The 13,867-nt window shown below is 65.4% G+C and carries 16 protein-coding genes; 15 read left to right on the top strand and 1 reads right to left on the bottom strand.

Annotation, left to right across the window (positions count from 1 at the left end):
* The first annotated feature begins 28 nt into the window (after positions 1–28).
* From HOW07_RS14070 to HOW07_RS14060, 3 genes are read left to right on the top strand one after another with little or no spacing between them, the layout of a single operon-like run.
* Complete coding sequence (locus tag HOW07_RS14070; protein WP_217485314.1) at positions 29–1,036, top strand: iron ABC transporter permease; 1,008 nt, start codon at positions 29–31, stop codon at positions 1,034–1,036.
* Positions 1,033–1,812, top strand: coding sequence for an ABC transporter ATP-binding protein (locus HOW07_RS14065; protein WP_175117523.1), 780 nt, complete (start codon positions 1,033–1,035; stop codon positions 1,810–1,812). Before HOW07_RS14070 ends, HOW07_RS14065 begins: the two co-directional genes overlap by 4 nt.
* Before the next feature lie 59 nt (positions 1,813–1,871).
* Entirely contained in the window at positions 1,872–2,714 is an 843-nt protein-coding gene (locus tag HOW07_RS14060) for a DJ-1/PfpI family protein (protein ID WP_175117522.1), read from the top strand.
* A gap of 293 nt (positions 2,715–3,007) precedes the next feature.
* On the opposite strand, the gene HOW07_RS14055 is transcribed toward HOW07_RS14060, so the two are convergent.
* Positions 3,008–3,415 (bottom strand): nuclear transport factor 2 family protein, encoded by a 408-nt coding sequence (locus HOW07_RS14055; RefSeq protein WP_175117521.1) that lies wholly within the window; start codon positions 3,413–3,415, stop codon positions 3,008–3,010.
* Positions 3,416–3,501: 86 nt separating this feature from the next.
* On the opposite strand from HOW07_RS14055, the gene HOW07_RS14050 reads away from it, so the two are divergent.
* From HOW07_RS14050 to HOW07_RS13995, 12 genes are all read left to right on the top strand, one after another.
* Entirely contained in the window at positions 3,502–3,915 is a 414-nt protein-coding gene (locus HOW07_RS14050) for a helix-turn-helix domain-containing protein (RefSeq protein ID WP_175117520.1), read from the top strand.
* Between the two features lie 235 nt (positions 3,916–4,150).
* Positions 4,151–5,518 (top strand): ABC transporter substrate-binding protein, encoded by a 1,368-nt coding sequence (locus HOW07_RS14045; protein WP_175117519.1) that lies wholly within the window; start codon positions 4,151–4,153, stop codon positions 5,516–5,518.
* A 179-nt stretch (positions 5,519–5,697) separates the two neighbouring features.
* Entirely contained in the window at positions 5,698–6,504 is an 807-nt protein-coding gene (locus tag HOW07_RS14040) for a carbohydrate ABC transporter permease (RefSeq protein WP_199862352.1), read from the top strand.
* Positions 6,491–7,441: a carbohydrate ABC transporter permease gene (locus HOW07_RS14035; RefSeq protein WP_175117517.1), complete on the top strand. Its 951-nt coding sequence runs from the start codon at positions 6,491–6,493 to the stop codon at positions 7,439–7,441. Before HOW07_RS14040 ends, HOW07_RS14035 begins: the two co-directional genes overlap by 14 nt.
* The gene (locus HOW07_RS14030) at positions 7,438–7,785 is read left to right on the top strand and encodes an L-rhamnose mutarotase (RefSeq protein ID WP_175117516.1); all 348 of its coding nucleotides are present in this window, start codon (positions 7,438–7,440) and stop codon (positions 7,783–7,785) included. Before HOW07_RS14035 ends, HOW07_RS14030 begins: the two co-directional genes overlap by 4 nt.
* An 84-nt stretch (positions 7,786–7,869) precedes the next feature.
* Positions 7,870–8,832, top strand: a complete 963-nt coding sequence (locus HOW07_RS14025; protein WP_175117515.1) for an aldo/keto reductase — start codon at positions 7,870–7,872, stop codon at positions 8,830–8,832.
* Positions 8,829–9,674: an amidohydrolase gene (locus tag HOW07_RS14020; RefSeq protein WP_175117514.1), complete on the top strand. Its 846-nt coding sequence runs from the start codon at positions 8,829–8,831 to the stop codon at positions 9,672–9,674. The genes HOW07_RS14025 and HOW07_RS14020 overlap by 4 nt, the downstream gene beginning before the upstream one ends.
* Entirely contained in the window at positions 9,671–10,522 is an 852-nt protein-coding gene (locus HOW07_RS14015) for a fumarylacetoacetate hydrolase family protein (RefSeq protein WP_175117513.1), read from the top strand. Before HOW07_RS14020 ends, HOW07_RS14015 begins: the two co-directional genes overlap by 4 nt.
* Complete coding sequence (locus HOW07_RS14010; RefSeq protein WP_175117512.1) at positions 10,519–11,292, top strand: SDR family oxidoreductase; 774 nt, start codon at positions 10,519–10,521, stop codon at positions 11,290–11,292. The genes HOW07_RS14015 and HOW07_RS14010 overlap by 4 nt, the downstream gene beginning before the upstream one ends.
* 88 nt (positions 11,293–11,380) lie before the next feature.
* Entirely contained in the window at positions 11,381–12,571 is a 1,191-nt protein-coding gene (locus HOW07_RS14005) for a mandelate racemase/muconate lactonizing enzyme family protein (RefSeq protein WP_175117511.1), read from the top strand.
* Complete coding sequence (locus HOW07_RS14000; RefSeq protein WP_175117510.1) at positions 12,564–13,328, top strand: FadR/GntR family transcriptional regulator; 765 nt, start codon at positions 12,564–12,566, stop codon at positions 13,326–13,328. Before HOW07_RS14005 ends, HOW07_RS14000 begins: the two co-directional genes overlap by 8 nt.
* Before the next feature lie 74 nt (positions 13,329–13,402).
* Positions 13,403–13,831, top strand: coding sequence for a MarR family winged helix-turn-helix transcriptional regulator (locus tag HOW07_RS13995; RefSeq protein WP_175117509.1), 429 nt, complete (start codon positions 13,403–13,405; stop codon positions 13,829–13,831).
* Positions 13,832–13,867: the final 36 nt, after the last annotated feature.

Genomic DNA, 13,867 nt, shown 5'->3' with positions numbered 1-13,867 from the left:
CACCCTAGCCCGGCGGCACCCGCAACCGGTGATCGCCATCCTCCTCGTCGCCTGCATCGTCGCGGTGGTGCTTTCTGTCGCCGTGGGGAGCGTGGGCATCGCACCGGGGCGCGTCGTCGAAGTGATCGGAGCGCGCCTGCTCCCCTGGGGCGGTGGCCCGGTCGCCGGGCTCGACGACCAGATCGTGTGGGAGTTCCGCCTTCCCCGAGCATTGCTCGGGTTCGTCGTCGGTGCGGCGCTTGCGGTCGCCGGCGCCGTGCTCCAGGCCGTCGTGCGCAATCCGTTGGCGGACCCGTTCGTCTTCGGTGTCTCCTCAGGCGCCTCCGTGGCCGCGGTCGCCGCGTTGACGCTCACAAGCGGACTGTTCGCCGCCGTGTCGACTCCCGTCGCGGCCTTCGTCGGGGCCTTGATCACCACGGTTCTCGTCTTCGCTCTCGCGCAGCAGAGTGGGCGGGTGACGCCGAACCGTCTGGTGCTCGCCGGCGTGGCGATGTCATATCTCCTCAGTTCGATCACGAGTTATCTCGTCCTCCGATCCAGCGGGGCCAACCAAGGCGTCGGACAAGTCCTGTCCTGGCTCGCTGGCAGCCTCGCCGCGGCCACCTGGAGCGACCTGGGCGTCCCGGCTCTCGTCCTGATCATCGCGACCATCCTGGTCGTCCTCCTCGCGCCCATCTTGAACGCATTCCTCACCGGCGACGAGACAGCAGTCAGCCTCGGCGTAGACGTCGGCCGGATGCGACTCGTGCTGTTCATCATCACCTCGCTGCTCGTCGGCGTCGTCGTCACGGTGAGCGGATCCATCGGCTTCGTCGGCCTCGTGGTTCCGCACGCTGTCCGCATGGTGATCGGTTCCGACCACCGTTGGGTGCTCCCCGCGTCCGCTTTGGCAGGCGGGCTGCTCCTCGTCGTCGTGGACATCGGGGCACGATTGCTCCTCGCGCCCACCGAGGTCCCTGTCGGGCTGCTCACCGCCGTCGTCGGTGCACCGTTCTTCCTGTGGCTGCTGCGGCGATCCGGTCGGAGCCAGCGATGAACGCGGCCGAAGGCAGATCACTGGAAGTCCAGGGCGTCAGCGTGGACATCGCCGGCCGACGGATCATCGAGGATGTCGCCTTGCGGGCGCGTTCGAACGTCGTCGGGCTCGTCGGGCCGAACGGCAGCGGGAAGTCGACACTCCTCCGGACGGTCTATCGGATGCTGCGTCCGTCAGAGGGACAGGTTCTGGCCGACGACCGCGACGTCTGGACAATGCCGGCCCGCAAGGCAGCGTGGGTGATCGCCGCAGTCGTCCAGGACAGCCCAGCAGACCTCGAACTCACCGTGGCCGACTGCGTCGCGACCGGACGCCTGCCACACGGACGGCTCCTCGCCACCGACAGTGCCGAGGACCGGCAGGTCGTGGAGCGAGCCATGGTGACCGCGGGCGTCGCGGAGTTCGCGGACCGTGATGTCAGCACGCTGTCCGGCGGCGAACGGCAGCGCGTGCAGCTCGCCCGTGCACTGGCGCAGGAACCGCAGATCCTCGTGCTCGACGAGCCCACGAACCACCTCGACATCCGTCATCAGTTGCAGTTGCTCGCACTGGTGCGCGACCTCCAGGTCACCACGCTCGTCACACTGCACGAACTGAATCTCGCCGCCTCCTACTGCGATGAGATCGTCGTGCTCGAGCACGGCCGTGTCGTCGCCTCCGGAACACCGGATGCAGTGTTCACCCCGCATCTGCTCGACCGGGTGTTCGGCGTCCGAGCCGAGACCCTCGTCAACCCACTCACCGGGCGCATGCAGCTCGTCTTCGCCGACAGCTGATCGAACCGGTCCGACAGACACGACACCGACAACCGACAACCAGGCACAGGAGTATCTGCATGCATGACGACGACCAGCCCCTCAAGACCACCGCCCTCCCGGGTCACACGGTGGGGCACGACCCTTCCGCCAGCACCCTTTTCACGGTGATCGGCGATGATCCCGCCAAGCAGCAAGCGGTCGACCGCTCCATCGCCGCCCATCACACGCTCGCCGCACGACGCGGAGTCAGCTTTGCGACGGACAAGATAATCCTCATCGTCCTGCACCCGGGTTTCGAACTCCTCGACGTCGTGGGCCCGTTCCACTTCCTCGCGGGAACCGGTGCGACGGTGCAGTTCGTGACCACCAGAACCACCCTTGAACCCGTGCCGAGTGGGAGCGGGCCGACCCTCTCACCTGCGCTCACGCTCGACCAGGTGACCGATGCACCCGCCGTCATCCTCGTCCCGGGCGGCGATACCGGCATCCTCCTCCGCGACACCCGCGCCATGGCGAACCTCGAGCGCATCGGTCGAACCGCGGAGTACGTGACCAGCGTGTGCTCCGGCTCCATCGCTCTCGCTGCCGCCGGACTGCTCGACGGTCGCCGAGCCACCTCGCACTGGTCCGTCCGCCACCTCCTCGGAGGCTACGGCGCGATAGAGGTCGACGAACGCGTCGTCGAAGACGGCAACCGGCTGACCGCGGCCGGAGTCACCGCGGGTATGGACCTCGGCATCCGCCTCGTCTCCTACCTGTCCGGCGAAGAGCTGGCAAAGTTCGCCGTCCTGGGAGCCGAATACACCCCGGAACCGCCCTTCGACACCGGCACCCCGGAGCGGGCCGGCGCTGAGCTCACCGATCTCTCCCGCGAGTTCCTCGCACCGCTCGTAGTCGAGCTCACAGCACCGACGGTCTGACCGACGAGGCCCGCCGCGACCCGGCCGGTGTTCGTCGATACACCGGCGCTGCCCCCGCTCGAAGAGCGGCGCCTTCGGACATCTGGCTCGACTGATCTGTCCGAAGGCGCCGCAGGGCGGGCCCGCTACACGGGGCGGAAGAACGTCCTCGACGCATACACGCGGCCAGTGTTCATGCGCACCATCAGTACACGTTCCCGGGCATTCTCATGAATGCAACCATCTCGACGACCTTCCGGCTCGTCGTGACGAGCGAGATCTAGGCGGGCAATCGCCCGTCCCGCATCCGAACCTCAGCTCTCAGCAGGCCCCCAGAACGTGTCCTCCGCCGGGCCGTCCGCGGAGAACAGGCTCACCTCGACGATGCGCCCGCTACGGACGGTCAGGAGGTCGACACCGGGCATGTCCATGACGACGTCGCCACGGGTCCCCGTGAACCGGACGGGGACTGCGACGAGCTCGCCGTTCACCATCGCAGGTCCGGTCACAGCAAGCTGGAAGGTGCCTTCGCTCGTGGCCATCATGCCGCCGAGGAGCGCACCGACACCGTCGACGCCGCGGTGATCACCCGAGAACTGGTTCGCTCCGGGCTGGTGCCACACCACCTCGGGGTCGAACTGCGCCATCACCGTCGGAATGTCACCGCGGCCGAGGGCATCGAAGTAGGTGACGGCGACGGCTGCAGGGGTCTGGTCGATCATGGTGTGTCTCCTTCGTGAGGGTGAGTGGTAGCACCATAGTTTCAGGCGGTAACCTGTTACCTCAACGTAACTAAGGAGTATTCGCGATGAACTCTGATGCGCCTGTCGACGCACCCGTCTGGAACGTGATGCTGCCGACATGCCCATCGCGCACCTCGCTCGCCCGGATCGCCAACAAGTGGACCGCGATGGTCGTCATCGCATTGAGCAACGGTCCCCTCCGATTCGGGACGCTCCGCGAGACGGTCGGCGGGATCAGCGGCAAGGTCCTCTCGGGCACCCTTCGGGATCTGGAACGCGACGGCATCCTCACTCGCACCGCATACGACGAGATGCCACCCCGCGTCGAGTACACCCTGACGCCACTCGGCCAGACACTGCGCGAACCGCTGACCGCTCTCGGCCAATGGGCGGAGCAGCACATCGCTGAGGTCCTCGACTCCCGCGACACCTTCGACAACGTCGTGCATGGAACCGCGGCCCAGCGCACCGACAGCTAACGACGTCATCAGCACGTCTGCACGCTCGATAGGGCACCACCCACGCCGGCGGTGATGAACCGCAACCTCGTCGTATAGGCACCTCAGTCCAGCCCTCGACCCCGGAGCGCGGCAGGCTGTAGGCGGAACCTCGAACTGGGGGTTGGCAATACATACTATGTATGATGAACTGTCTATCAGGCCGAGATGAACTCGGACCCCATCGCCAATGAAGCCGACCCGAAATGGATCCACGATGTCCACACAGCACCGTCGTCACCCCCGTCGCGTTCCACGCGCCCTGTCCCTGTCAGCCACCGCTGCCGTCGGTCTCGCCCTGCTCACCGCCTGCACCGCCGGCCCGAGCGCGACGACGGACAAGTACGGTTTCCCCGCCGCAGAGCAGGACCCCAACGCGGGTCTCACCGTTCTGGTCGACGCTGCCCGCGAGCCGATCGCGAAGGCGTTCCAGTCGGAGAACCCCGACGTGAAGATGACCATCGAGACGTACGACGGTAGCGCCGGCGGCAGCGATTCGTTCAAGACGAAGATCGCCCTGTTCGACCAATCAGGTGAAGGGTGGCCCGATGTCGTCTTCTCCACGCAGACCAACGACACCGCCTGGGCGGGCGTCGAGCAGAACGGCGTGCAGGCCTTCGCAGCAGTGCTGAACAAGGGGCTGCTCTCCGATGACTTCCTCGACGGGTTCACGCCCGGCGCCTTGGACCCGATGACGATCGACGAGAACGTCTATGGCGTCCGCAACGACCTCGCTCCGGTCGTGTACTGGTACAACGAACCACTGATGACCCAGTTCGGGTATGAGGTCCCGACCACCTGGGAGGACTACCGGGAGCTCAGCGACAAGGTGGCAGCCGAACACCCCGGCTACATCCTCGGGTCTGTCGGCGACGCCTTCACCGGGCCCTTCACCTACTACTGGAGTGGCGAAGCTCCGGTCTTCCAGGTCGACGGGCAGACGTTCTCCAGCGACTTCGCGGATCCGAAGTCGGAGCAGGTGACGGACCTCATCGACCACATGCTCGCGAACGGCACGCTCGTCCAGGACAGTGTGTTCGGGGCTGACTTCGTGTCGAAGTACAGCGACAAGCTGCTCGGGACGCCCGGACCGGCATGGTTCGCTGGAGCTCTCTTCCAAAATCCCGACAGCCTGAACGCTGCGCCGGGCACCGTCGGTGCCGCTGCTCCCCTGCACTGGGAGGGTGAGGCCGAGGTCACTGGCAACGTCGGTGGCGGGATCTGGTACGGCTCGAGCCACTCGAAGAACCTGGACGGAGTCGCGTCCTTCCTGGAGTTCGTGAGCAGTTCCGACAAGGCCGCAGAGCTTGCCACCGGGCTTCCTGCCTACGGCTCCACCGCTGACGCCTGGCTGGGCGCTCAGGCGGCCTCCGGGTACTTCGCGGGTGATTTCCAGGGCGCCATCACCAGTGCCGCGGACAGCGTCTGGGACGGCTGGGGCTTCCCGTCGTTCAGCCCGGAAACCGGGTTCTCCTCGGTCGTGATCCCAGGTCTCGCCGAAGGCAAGACCCTGAAAGAGCTGGTCCCGGCACTGCAAGCCGAGTACGAGAACCAGGCTCAGGTCCAGGGCTACACCGTCAAGTAACCACCGTTCACCGCAGGTCCCCCTGCGCGAGCAAAGGACACCCCATCACATTCCCAGCACCGACACCCGCCGCCGTCCGCTCCCCCCTCGAGGGGCGGCGGCGGGTGTCCCGCACTCGCCGGCCAGACCGTTCGCAAGCCCGGATCGGAGCTGTCTTCACGTCTGGCTACGCCCTCCTGTTGATCGCCTTCGGCGTCGTGCCGACGCTGTACACGATCTTCCTCGCCTTCACGACCGACGGTGCCTTCGCCGGCATCTCGAACTTCACCCGGATCTTCGGCGATTATCGCTTCCTCCCCGCGGTGGCACACGTGGCCGTCTACCTTGTGGTGTACCTGGTGACGCTTCTCGTGTTCGTCGTCTTGCTGGCCTTGCTCGTCCATTCGATCGGGCGACGCTGGCTGGCGAACAGCCTCCGGTTCGTCTACTACATCCCGGGCGCCCTCGCAGGAGCGTCGAGTGTGATGCTCTGGCTGTTCCTGCTCGACCCTTCCGTGAGCCCGGTGGCGGCCATCCTGAACGCGTTCGGCTTCGAGAATTTCGTGCAGACCGTCTCCGTCGACAACCTGCCGGTCATCTTCACCATCGTCGCGTTCTGGACGGGTGCCGGCGGGTGGATCGTGATCATGTACGGCGCACTCAACAACATCTCCGCTGACGTCATGGAAGCTGCACGAATCGATGGCGCTGGGCCGGTCAAGGCCGCCTGGTACATCCAGATCCCACTTCTTCGGAAATGGATCTCGTACACCGCGGTGATGTCGCTGGCCGCTGGCACCCAACTGTTCGTCGAGCCCCGCGTCCTCTCCCAAGCATCCAAGGGTGTCGTCCCTCCGGACTACTCACTCAATCAACTCGCCTACCTGTACGCCTTCAGACAGGGCGACTTCAACGGTTCCGCGGCGATCTCGCTCCTGCTCCTTGCAGTGGCGGCGGCGCTGTCGGCGATCTTCGTCTTCCGAGGAGGACTCTTTGAACGCGACTGAATTCCGATCCGCCCGCTCCGCCGGGCGCGAAAGCCAGAAGGCGAGCCGCTCGGGCGGTCGCGAGTATGTATCTCCTGGCCGATGGCTCGGGCGGGTCACGGTCGTCGCCGTCCTCACCGTCTTCGCCCTCTTCTTCGCGATACCGATCATCTGGCTCCTCCTTGCCCCGACCAAGTCCGCTAGCGACCTCGTCCAGAACGCGCCGTTCAGCATCGGATCGATCGACGTCCTGCTGGCGAACTGGGCGAGCCTTGCCGAGTTCCAGAACGGCATCATCTGGACCTGGCTCGGCAATTCCGTGCTGTACAGCGGCGTTGCGCTCGTGATCACGCTCATCGTGACGATTCCAGCAGGTTATGCGCTGGCGCTCACCGAGTTCCGCCTGCGGCGGACGTTGCTGGTCGTGACGCTCATCGTGATGCTCATCCCCAACACGGCGTTGGTCCTCCCGGTCTTCCTGGAACTCTCGGCGCTGAAGCTCATCGGCAATCCTCTGGCGGTCATCCTGCCGTTCTCGTTCTTCCCGTTCGGCGTGTACTTGACGTACATCTACTTCACGACGAGCGTCTCGAAGGATTTGCTCAATGCGGCTCGGATCGACGGTGCGACCGAGTTCCGAGTGTTCGCCCAGATCGCCATGCCTCTCGCGACTCCGGTGATCGCCCTCGTCGGCTTCTTCAACCTCGTCGGGAACTGGAACAACTACTTCCTCCCGTTCGTCACCGCTCCGGGACGGAAGTCGCCGATCCAGGTCGGGCTCGTCGAGCTACTGTCGAACGTTCCGCTCTTCAACCCGACCAGCGCTGCATCGGTGACAATCAGCCTGCCGGTGCTCGCGTTGGCGACCATTCTCTCGGTCGCGCCCGTCCTCGTGATCTTCCTGTTCTCCCAGCGATTCCTCGTCTCAGGGATGACGGCCGGAGGGACCAAGGAATGACCGACGAGCAACAGCAGCCGGTCCGTCGTTTCGGGATGGCCGCGCGCCTCGTCGGCTCGAAACGTGACGAGTACATCGAGCTGCATCGCAGCGTCTGGCCGCGAATCGAAACCGCTCTGTCCGCAAGCGGCATCCGGAACTTCACGATCTTCGCGCTGGACGACTACATCCTCGGCTACTACGAGTACGTCGGGTCCGATTACGAGGCCGATCAACGTCGCATGGCGCTGGACCCGATCACCCAACATTGGTGGTCCTACACCGCTCCCTGCCAACGCCCCCTTCGCGATGACTCCACAGCTGACAACTGGGAGCTCTTCACCGAAATCTGGCATCTCAACTGATCTTCATTGCCCGCCGACTGACGAGCCGGCCCCTCAGCGCTCCCCGCCCCATATGCGTTTCCCTACCTACTGCGAGAAGAACCCATGCGTACGAGACAACTCCGCGGACTGAAGGTCACTGAGATTGGTTTCGGTGCCGCCCAGCTCGGCAACCTGTTCCGTCCGACGACCGACGAAGAGGCGAAGGAAGCTGTCGACACCGCCTGGAAGAGCGGGATCCGCTACTTCGACACCGCCCCGCACTACGGACTCGGCCTCTCCGAACAACGACTCGGCGAGTACCTCCGCAGTCGCCCACGAGACCAGTTCGTCATCTCCACCAAGGTCGGACGCCGCCTCGTTCCAACACCGGAACGCGCCGCAGCAGGTGACCTCGACCTCGAGGACGGCTTCGCTGTGCCCGCAACCCATCGTCGGGAGTGGGACTTCAGCCGCGACGGGGTGCTCCGATCGATCGAGAGCAGCCTTTCGCGACTGCATATGGACCGACTGGACATCGTCTATCTGCACGACCCGGACGACCACTGGGACAGCGCATCGACCACTGGGCTGGACGCCTTGATCGAGCTGCGCGACCAGGGCGTGGTCGGGGCGGTCGGGGCAGGGATGAATCAGGCCCCGATGCTCGCGAGATTGGTCCGCGAACGCGACGTCGATGTCGTCATGGTCGCTGGTCGCTACACCCTGCTCGATCGCTCCGCGGAGGATGAACTGCTAGCCGCGGCGGCCGAGCGCGGCGTCGCCATCGTCGCCGCCGGCGTCTACAACTCAGGACTCCTCAGCCAGCCACAAGTACCGGCAGACGCCACCTACGACTACCAACAGGCTCCATCAGAGATCCTCCGCCGTGCGCGGGCTCTGTCCGCCGCGTGCTCCGAGGTGGGCGTGACGTTGCCACAAGCCGCTGTCCAGTTCCCGCTCCTCCAGCCCAACGTCGCCTCGGTCGTGGTTGGAATGCGCACAGCCGAGCAGGTTGAGGGCACCGTCACCTACTACGACTCGACGATTTCCCCGGAAGCATGGCGACACCTCGGGGTGACCTCATGATCATCGACGCTCACGTTCATGTCTGGGATCTCTCCTGCGCGAGCTATTCCTGGCTCACCGACGCCGTCCACCCCCTCGATCGCACGGTTCTGCTCGATGAGTTCCCCAGCATCCGGCCCACGACTCGCATCATTCTCGTGCAGGCAGCAGACAACGCGGCCGACACCGCTGTCATGCGGGCACAGGCCGAGCTCGATCCTCGCGTGGTCGGAATCGTCGCTTGGGTCCCATTGGACCAGCCCCACCTCGTGGCCGAGCTCGCCGAGGAGTACGCGAACGATCCGCTCATCGTGGGCGTCCGAAACCTCATCCACGAACGCGCTCCTGGATGGCTGGCTGGTGCTGCGCAGACCGAGTCTCTGAACCTGCTGGCGAACGCCGGGCTGACACTGGACTTCGTCACGGCGGACCACGCCGCGCTCTGCGAGGTTCCAGCGCTCGCAGATCGCCATCCAGGTCTGCGCATCGTGATCGACCATCTGGGCAAACCTCCGCTGGCCGGTGACGCCAGGGCTCGCCTGGCCTGGAGGTCGGCGCTCGCTGACGCGGCGACACGACCGACGGTGTTCGCCAAGGCGTCTGGTCTGCTCGGCCCCGCGGACTCTCTCTCCCCTGGCGCAGGTCATCCGGCGCGTCCGTTCGTCGACACAGCGCTCGATCTGTTCGGCACGGACCGGGTGATGTACGGAAGCGACTGGCCTCTCGTCGAACTCGTCGAAGACCACCGCAAGGCCTTTGATCTCGTCGCTTCCGCCGCCGGCGATCGAGGCGGAACCTCACTCACTTCCGTCTTCTCCGACACCGCCGCCCACTTCTACGACATTCACGGACTGGACTCATGAAACTCGGACGACTGAACACCCCCACTGGCCCTCTGCCCGTGCTCTTCGAGCAGGACGAGACCTACGACCTGTCCCCCATCACCACAGACATCGACCGGGGGTTCCACGAACGCGGAGGAATCGACCTCGCGCGTGCAGCGATGATCGCTGGGGACCTCCGCACCGTCGCTTCCGGACTCGGAACATCGATGGCGGCGCCCATCGCCCGACCGGGCAAGGTGGTCTGCGTCGGTCTCAACTATCGAGACCATGCCGAAGAGACCGGGGCGGCGATCCCGACGGAGCCGGTGGTCTTCATGAAGGATCCGTCCACGGTGGTCGGCCCTTACGACACCATCCTGATCCCCCGACGCTCACGCAAGACAGACTGGGAGGTCGAGCTCGGCGTCGTCATCGGCCGGACCGCTCGATATCTCGACAGCCCCGCGGATGCTCTCGCGACCGTCGCCGGCTACACGGTGTCTCACGACGTCTCGGAGCGGGAGTTCCAGCTGGAACGAGGCGGGCAGTGGGACAAGGGCAAGAGCTGCGAGACGTTCAACCCGCTCGGCCCATACCTGGTCACGCGCGACGAGATCCCCGATCCGCAGCATCTGGGACTCCGCCTGTCCGTCAACGGACAGCAACGGCAGAACGGGAGCACAGCAGACATGATCTTCTCGGTCGAGTACGTGATCTGGTACCTGTCGCAGTTCATGGTGTTGCATCCCGGGGACCTCATCAACACCGGAACGCCGGCGGGCGTCGCCCTCGGGCAGGCAGACGACGTGTATTTGCGCGCTGGAGACGTCGTCGAGCTTGAGATCGACGGTCTCGGCACGTCGCGGCAGACGGTGAGTGCGGCGTGAGCGGCCGGTTCGTCGGGCTCAGCGCGATCGTCACCGGAGGCTCTTCCGGGATCGGAGCCTCGGTCGTCTCGGCGCTCCAAGCCGAGGGTGCGAGAGTCGGTGTCCTCGACCTCCAGGTCCTCGGGCTCCCAGAAACGGTTGTCGGTCATGCCGCAAACGTGCGGGATCGGTCGAGCGTCACGACAGCGGTCGAGTCTCTCGCTGATGAGCTGGGCGGCATCGACATCGTCGTCAACTCGGCGGGCATCTCCGCCGTGGGAACGGTCGAGGAGAACGACGACGACGATTGGGCTCGAGTACTGGACGTGAACGTCACCGGCACGGCCAGGGTCGTCGCGGCATCGCTTCCCTACCTCAGGCGGTCCGGCCACGCTTCAATCGTCAATGTCTGCTCCATTGCCGCTCTCAACGGACTTCCGCGTCGTGCTCTCTACGCCGCTTCGAAGGGGGCCATCCTCGCCTTGACCTACGCCATGGCGACCGATCACGTCGCGGAAGGTATCCGCGTGAACTGCGTGAGCCCCGGCACCGTCGCGACTCCGTTCGTCGAGCGCATGCTCGCGGGCTTCGACGATCCGATCACTGAGCGGGCGCAACTGGACGAACGGCAGGCGACGGGGCGAATGGTGACCCCAGACGAAGTCGCCGACGCCATTCTCTACCTCGCCTCGCCCGCTGCCGGCTCGACCACCGGTACCGCTCTCGAGGTGGACGGTGGCGTCACGCACCTTCGTCCCCGGCGCCCTGTCTCCAACCGAGCGCACGGCTGATCGAACAACATCGCATGAAACCTCCAGCACGCAAGGCAGCGACGACGCAGCCGAACCGCAACGCCATCGACCTCTCGGGAAGAGCATCATGAAGATCACCGGCTACCGCACCATCCATACCCATCGCGACTGGGGACGGCCCGTGGGCGACGTCAACGGGTTCATCGCTTCGGGTATCACCGACGTCGCGATCGTCATCCTCGAGACCGACGCCGGTGTCGAAGGCATCGGAATGGGCTCTGACCACGCGGTCGAGCTCCTCTTCCCTGCACTCGAAGGCCGCGATCCGAGGGCTGTGACCAGTCTCTATGACGCGATGCTGAGCCATGCCTTCAAGGCCGGGCATGGGGGGACGACCTTCGGCGGTATCGCCATCCTCGATGCCGCGCTCTGGGACTTGAAGGCGAAGCTCGCGGGCGAACCACTCTGGAGACTGCTCGGAGCCGACGACCGTTTCGTGCCCGGATACGCATCCGGCCTCGACATCGCGCTGACGGACGATGAGCTGGTCTCCTTCTACACGACGATGGCCGAGCGGGGGTACACCGCAGGCAAACTCAAGGGTGGCCGTGACGTCAACGCCGACCTTCGCCGGTTGCTGTTGATCGCCGACACCCTCAGTGTGAACACCGATCGGCCGGCGCTCATGCTGGATGCGAACGAATCGTGGAATCTGAAGCAGGGTGTGCGATACGTGTCAGAGATCGAGGAGCATCTGGACCTCACCTGGATCGAGGAGCCGCTGCGACGCTGGGACGCTTCCGGCCACCATCGCCTGTCGCAGCAGGTGCGTGCGGGTGTCGCCACCGGTGAGAACCTCACGGGGTTGGAACTGTATCGACCCCTGTTCGACCACGGCTCAGTCGACATCGTCCAAACCGGAGCCGTCTGGGGTGTGACGAACTTCCTCCGGCTGGCCGTCGCCGCTCATTCGAGAGACCTCCCCATCAGCCCCGTGGGCCTCACGAGCAATCCGGCCGTTGCACATGCCGCCGCCGCGGTTCCAAATCACCTGACGGCCGAAGTCCAGGATCTGCACGCCCCGTTCGCTGTGACGATCGACCAGACGTACAGCGACGGTGGGATCGTTCTCGGGGACACTCCGGGCGGCGGCATCACCGTGGACGAGGACCTGATCGCTCTGACGAGCGCACAGGGAGACTGGCGGCAGAGCGCCGGACCGCATGTCCGTCCGAAGCGCGCAGGTCTGTCGATGACTCCGGCGGGTGGGCCGGGTGATGAGCTTCAGGGCATCACCTATACTGCAGTGGATGAGTGAGCCCGCCACCCGATTCGCCAAGCATGCGATCTTCGCGGACGCTGCGGCGAAGGTGCCCGCTACTCGTCTCGGAGTCGCCGTCGTGCACGACCTCGTCACCGCGATCGTCACCGGCGAGGTCGCCGAGGGGTCCATGTTGCCCATCGAGGCGGAGCTCACGGCGCACTTCGGAGTGAGCCGGACCGTCATCCGTGAGTCGATCAAGCGGGTCGAGGAGAAGGGGCTTGTCAGCGTCGTCCAGGGCAGCGGCACGACGGTCCGCTCTCAGGAGTCGTGGAACGTCTTGGACCCGGTCGTCCTCGAGGTCATGCTCGAACATGACGACTCGCTCGGCGTGCTCGATCAACTCGCGGTCGTTCGCAGCTCGCTTGAAGGTGCCATGGCCGCTGCCACGGCCGTCCGCCGGTCCGCCGTCGAGCTGGAGGCGATGGAGCACGCGATTCAGTTGATGTCCGACTCCATGGACGATGAACAGGGGTTCGGCGATGCTGACATGATGTTCCACATGGCCGTCATGGCAGCGTCGAACATTCCGCTGGCCGAAAGCATCAACCGCACCCTGTACACCCGGGCACGAGACACCGCTCGGTTCACGTTGAACGGCACTCGTGAAGCGTTCGAGGCATCTCGAGACGAGCACAGCATCGTGCTGGAAGCGATCCGAGCTGGCGATGCCGATCAGGCAGAGCGCGCGATGCGCCACCACATTCTGGAGTCATGGGGTCGACGTCGACCCCCGACTTCACGGAGGCCCTGACGGCTTCAGCACGGACAAGGTCCTCGGCTCCGGCCGCAGCACCCGGCCTCCACTCCACGGGTAGTCTGTGCTCCATGTCTGAGATGCCGCCGTTCAGCCCGACGGTCACCCTCCTCGCCCTGTCCAGAATCTGGGAGGACTCTCTGACCTCAGCACTGAAGCCGCTGGGCCTCACGACGCGCAGGTATGCCTTGCTCGGACACATCCGTAGCACCCCTGGCATCTCGTTCAGCGATCTCGCGCGACGATCGAGGATCACCGTCCAGAGCACACATGTCGCCGTCGGTGGCTTCGTAGCCGATGGCATCGTCGCCGATTCCACCGGCCGCGCCGGCTCAGCGGCACAGCTCGAGATCACACCGGCGGGGCACCGGCTCCTCGCCGAAGCGGCCGGGGTAGTCGCTCGCCTGGACGCGGATTTCGAGACGAGTCACCCTGCTCTGCGCGCGGCGCTCGCTGATCACATGCTGCAGATGATGCAGTCCCCTGGACTGCGTGAGTGAGGAAAGCTTCAGTCTGACTGATGCCTTCAGCTAGGC

The organism is Plantibacter sp. MCCC 1A11337, assembly GCF_013349365.1.
Lineage (GTDB): Bacteria > Actinomycetota > Actinomycetes > Actinomycetales > Microbacteriaceae > Plantibacter > Plantibacter flavus_A.
The sequence above is the reverse complement of the archived record's forward strand: the minus strand, read 5'-3'. Positions and strand labels throughout refer to the sequence as shown.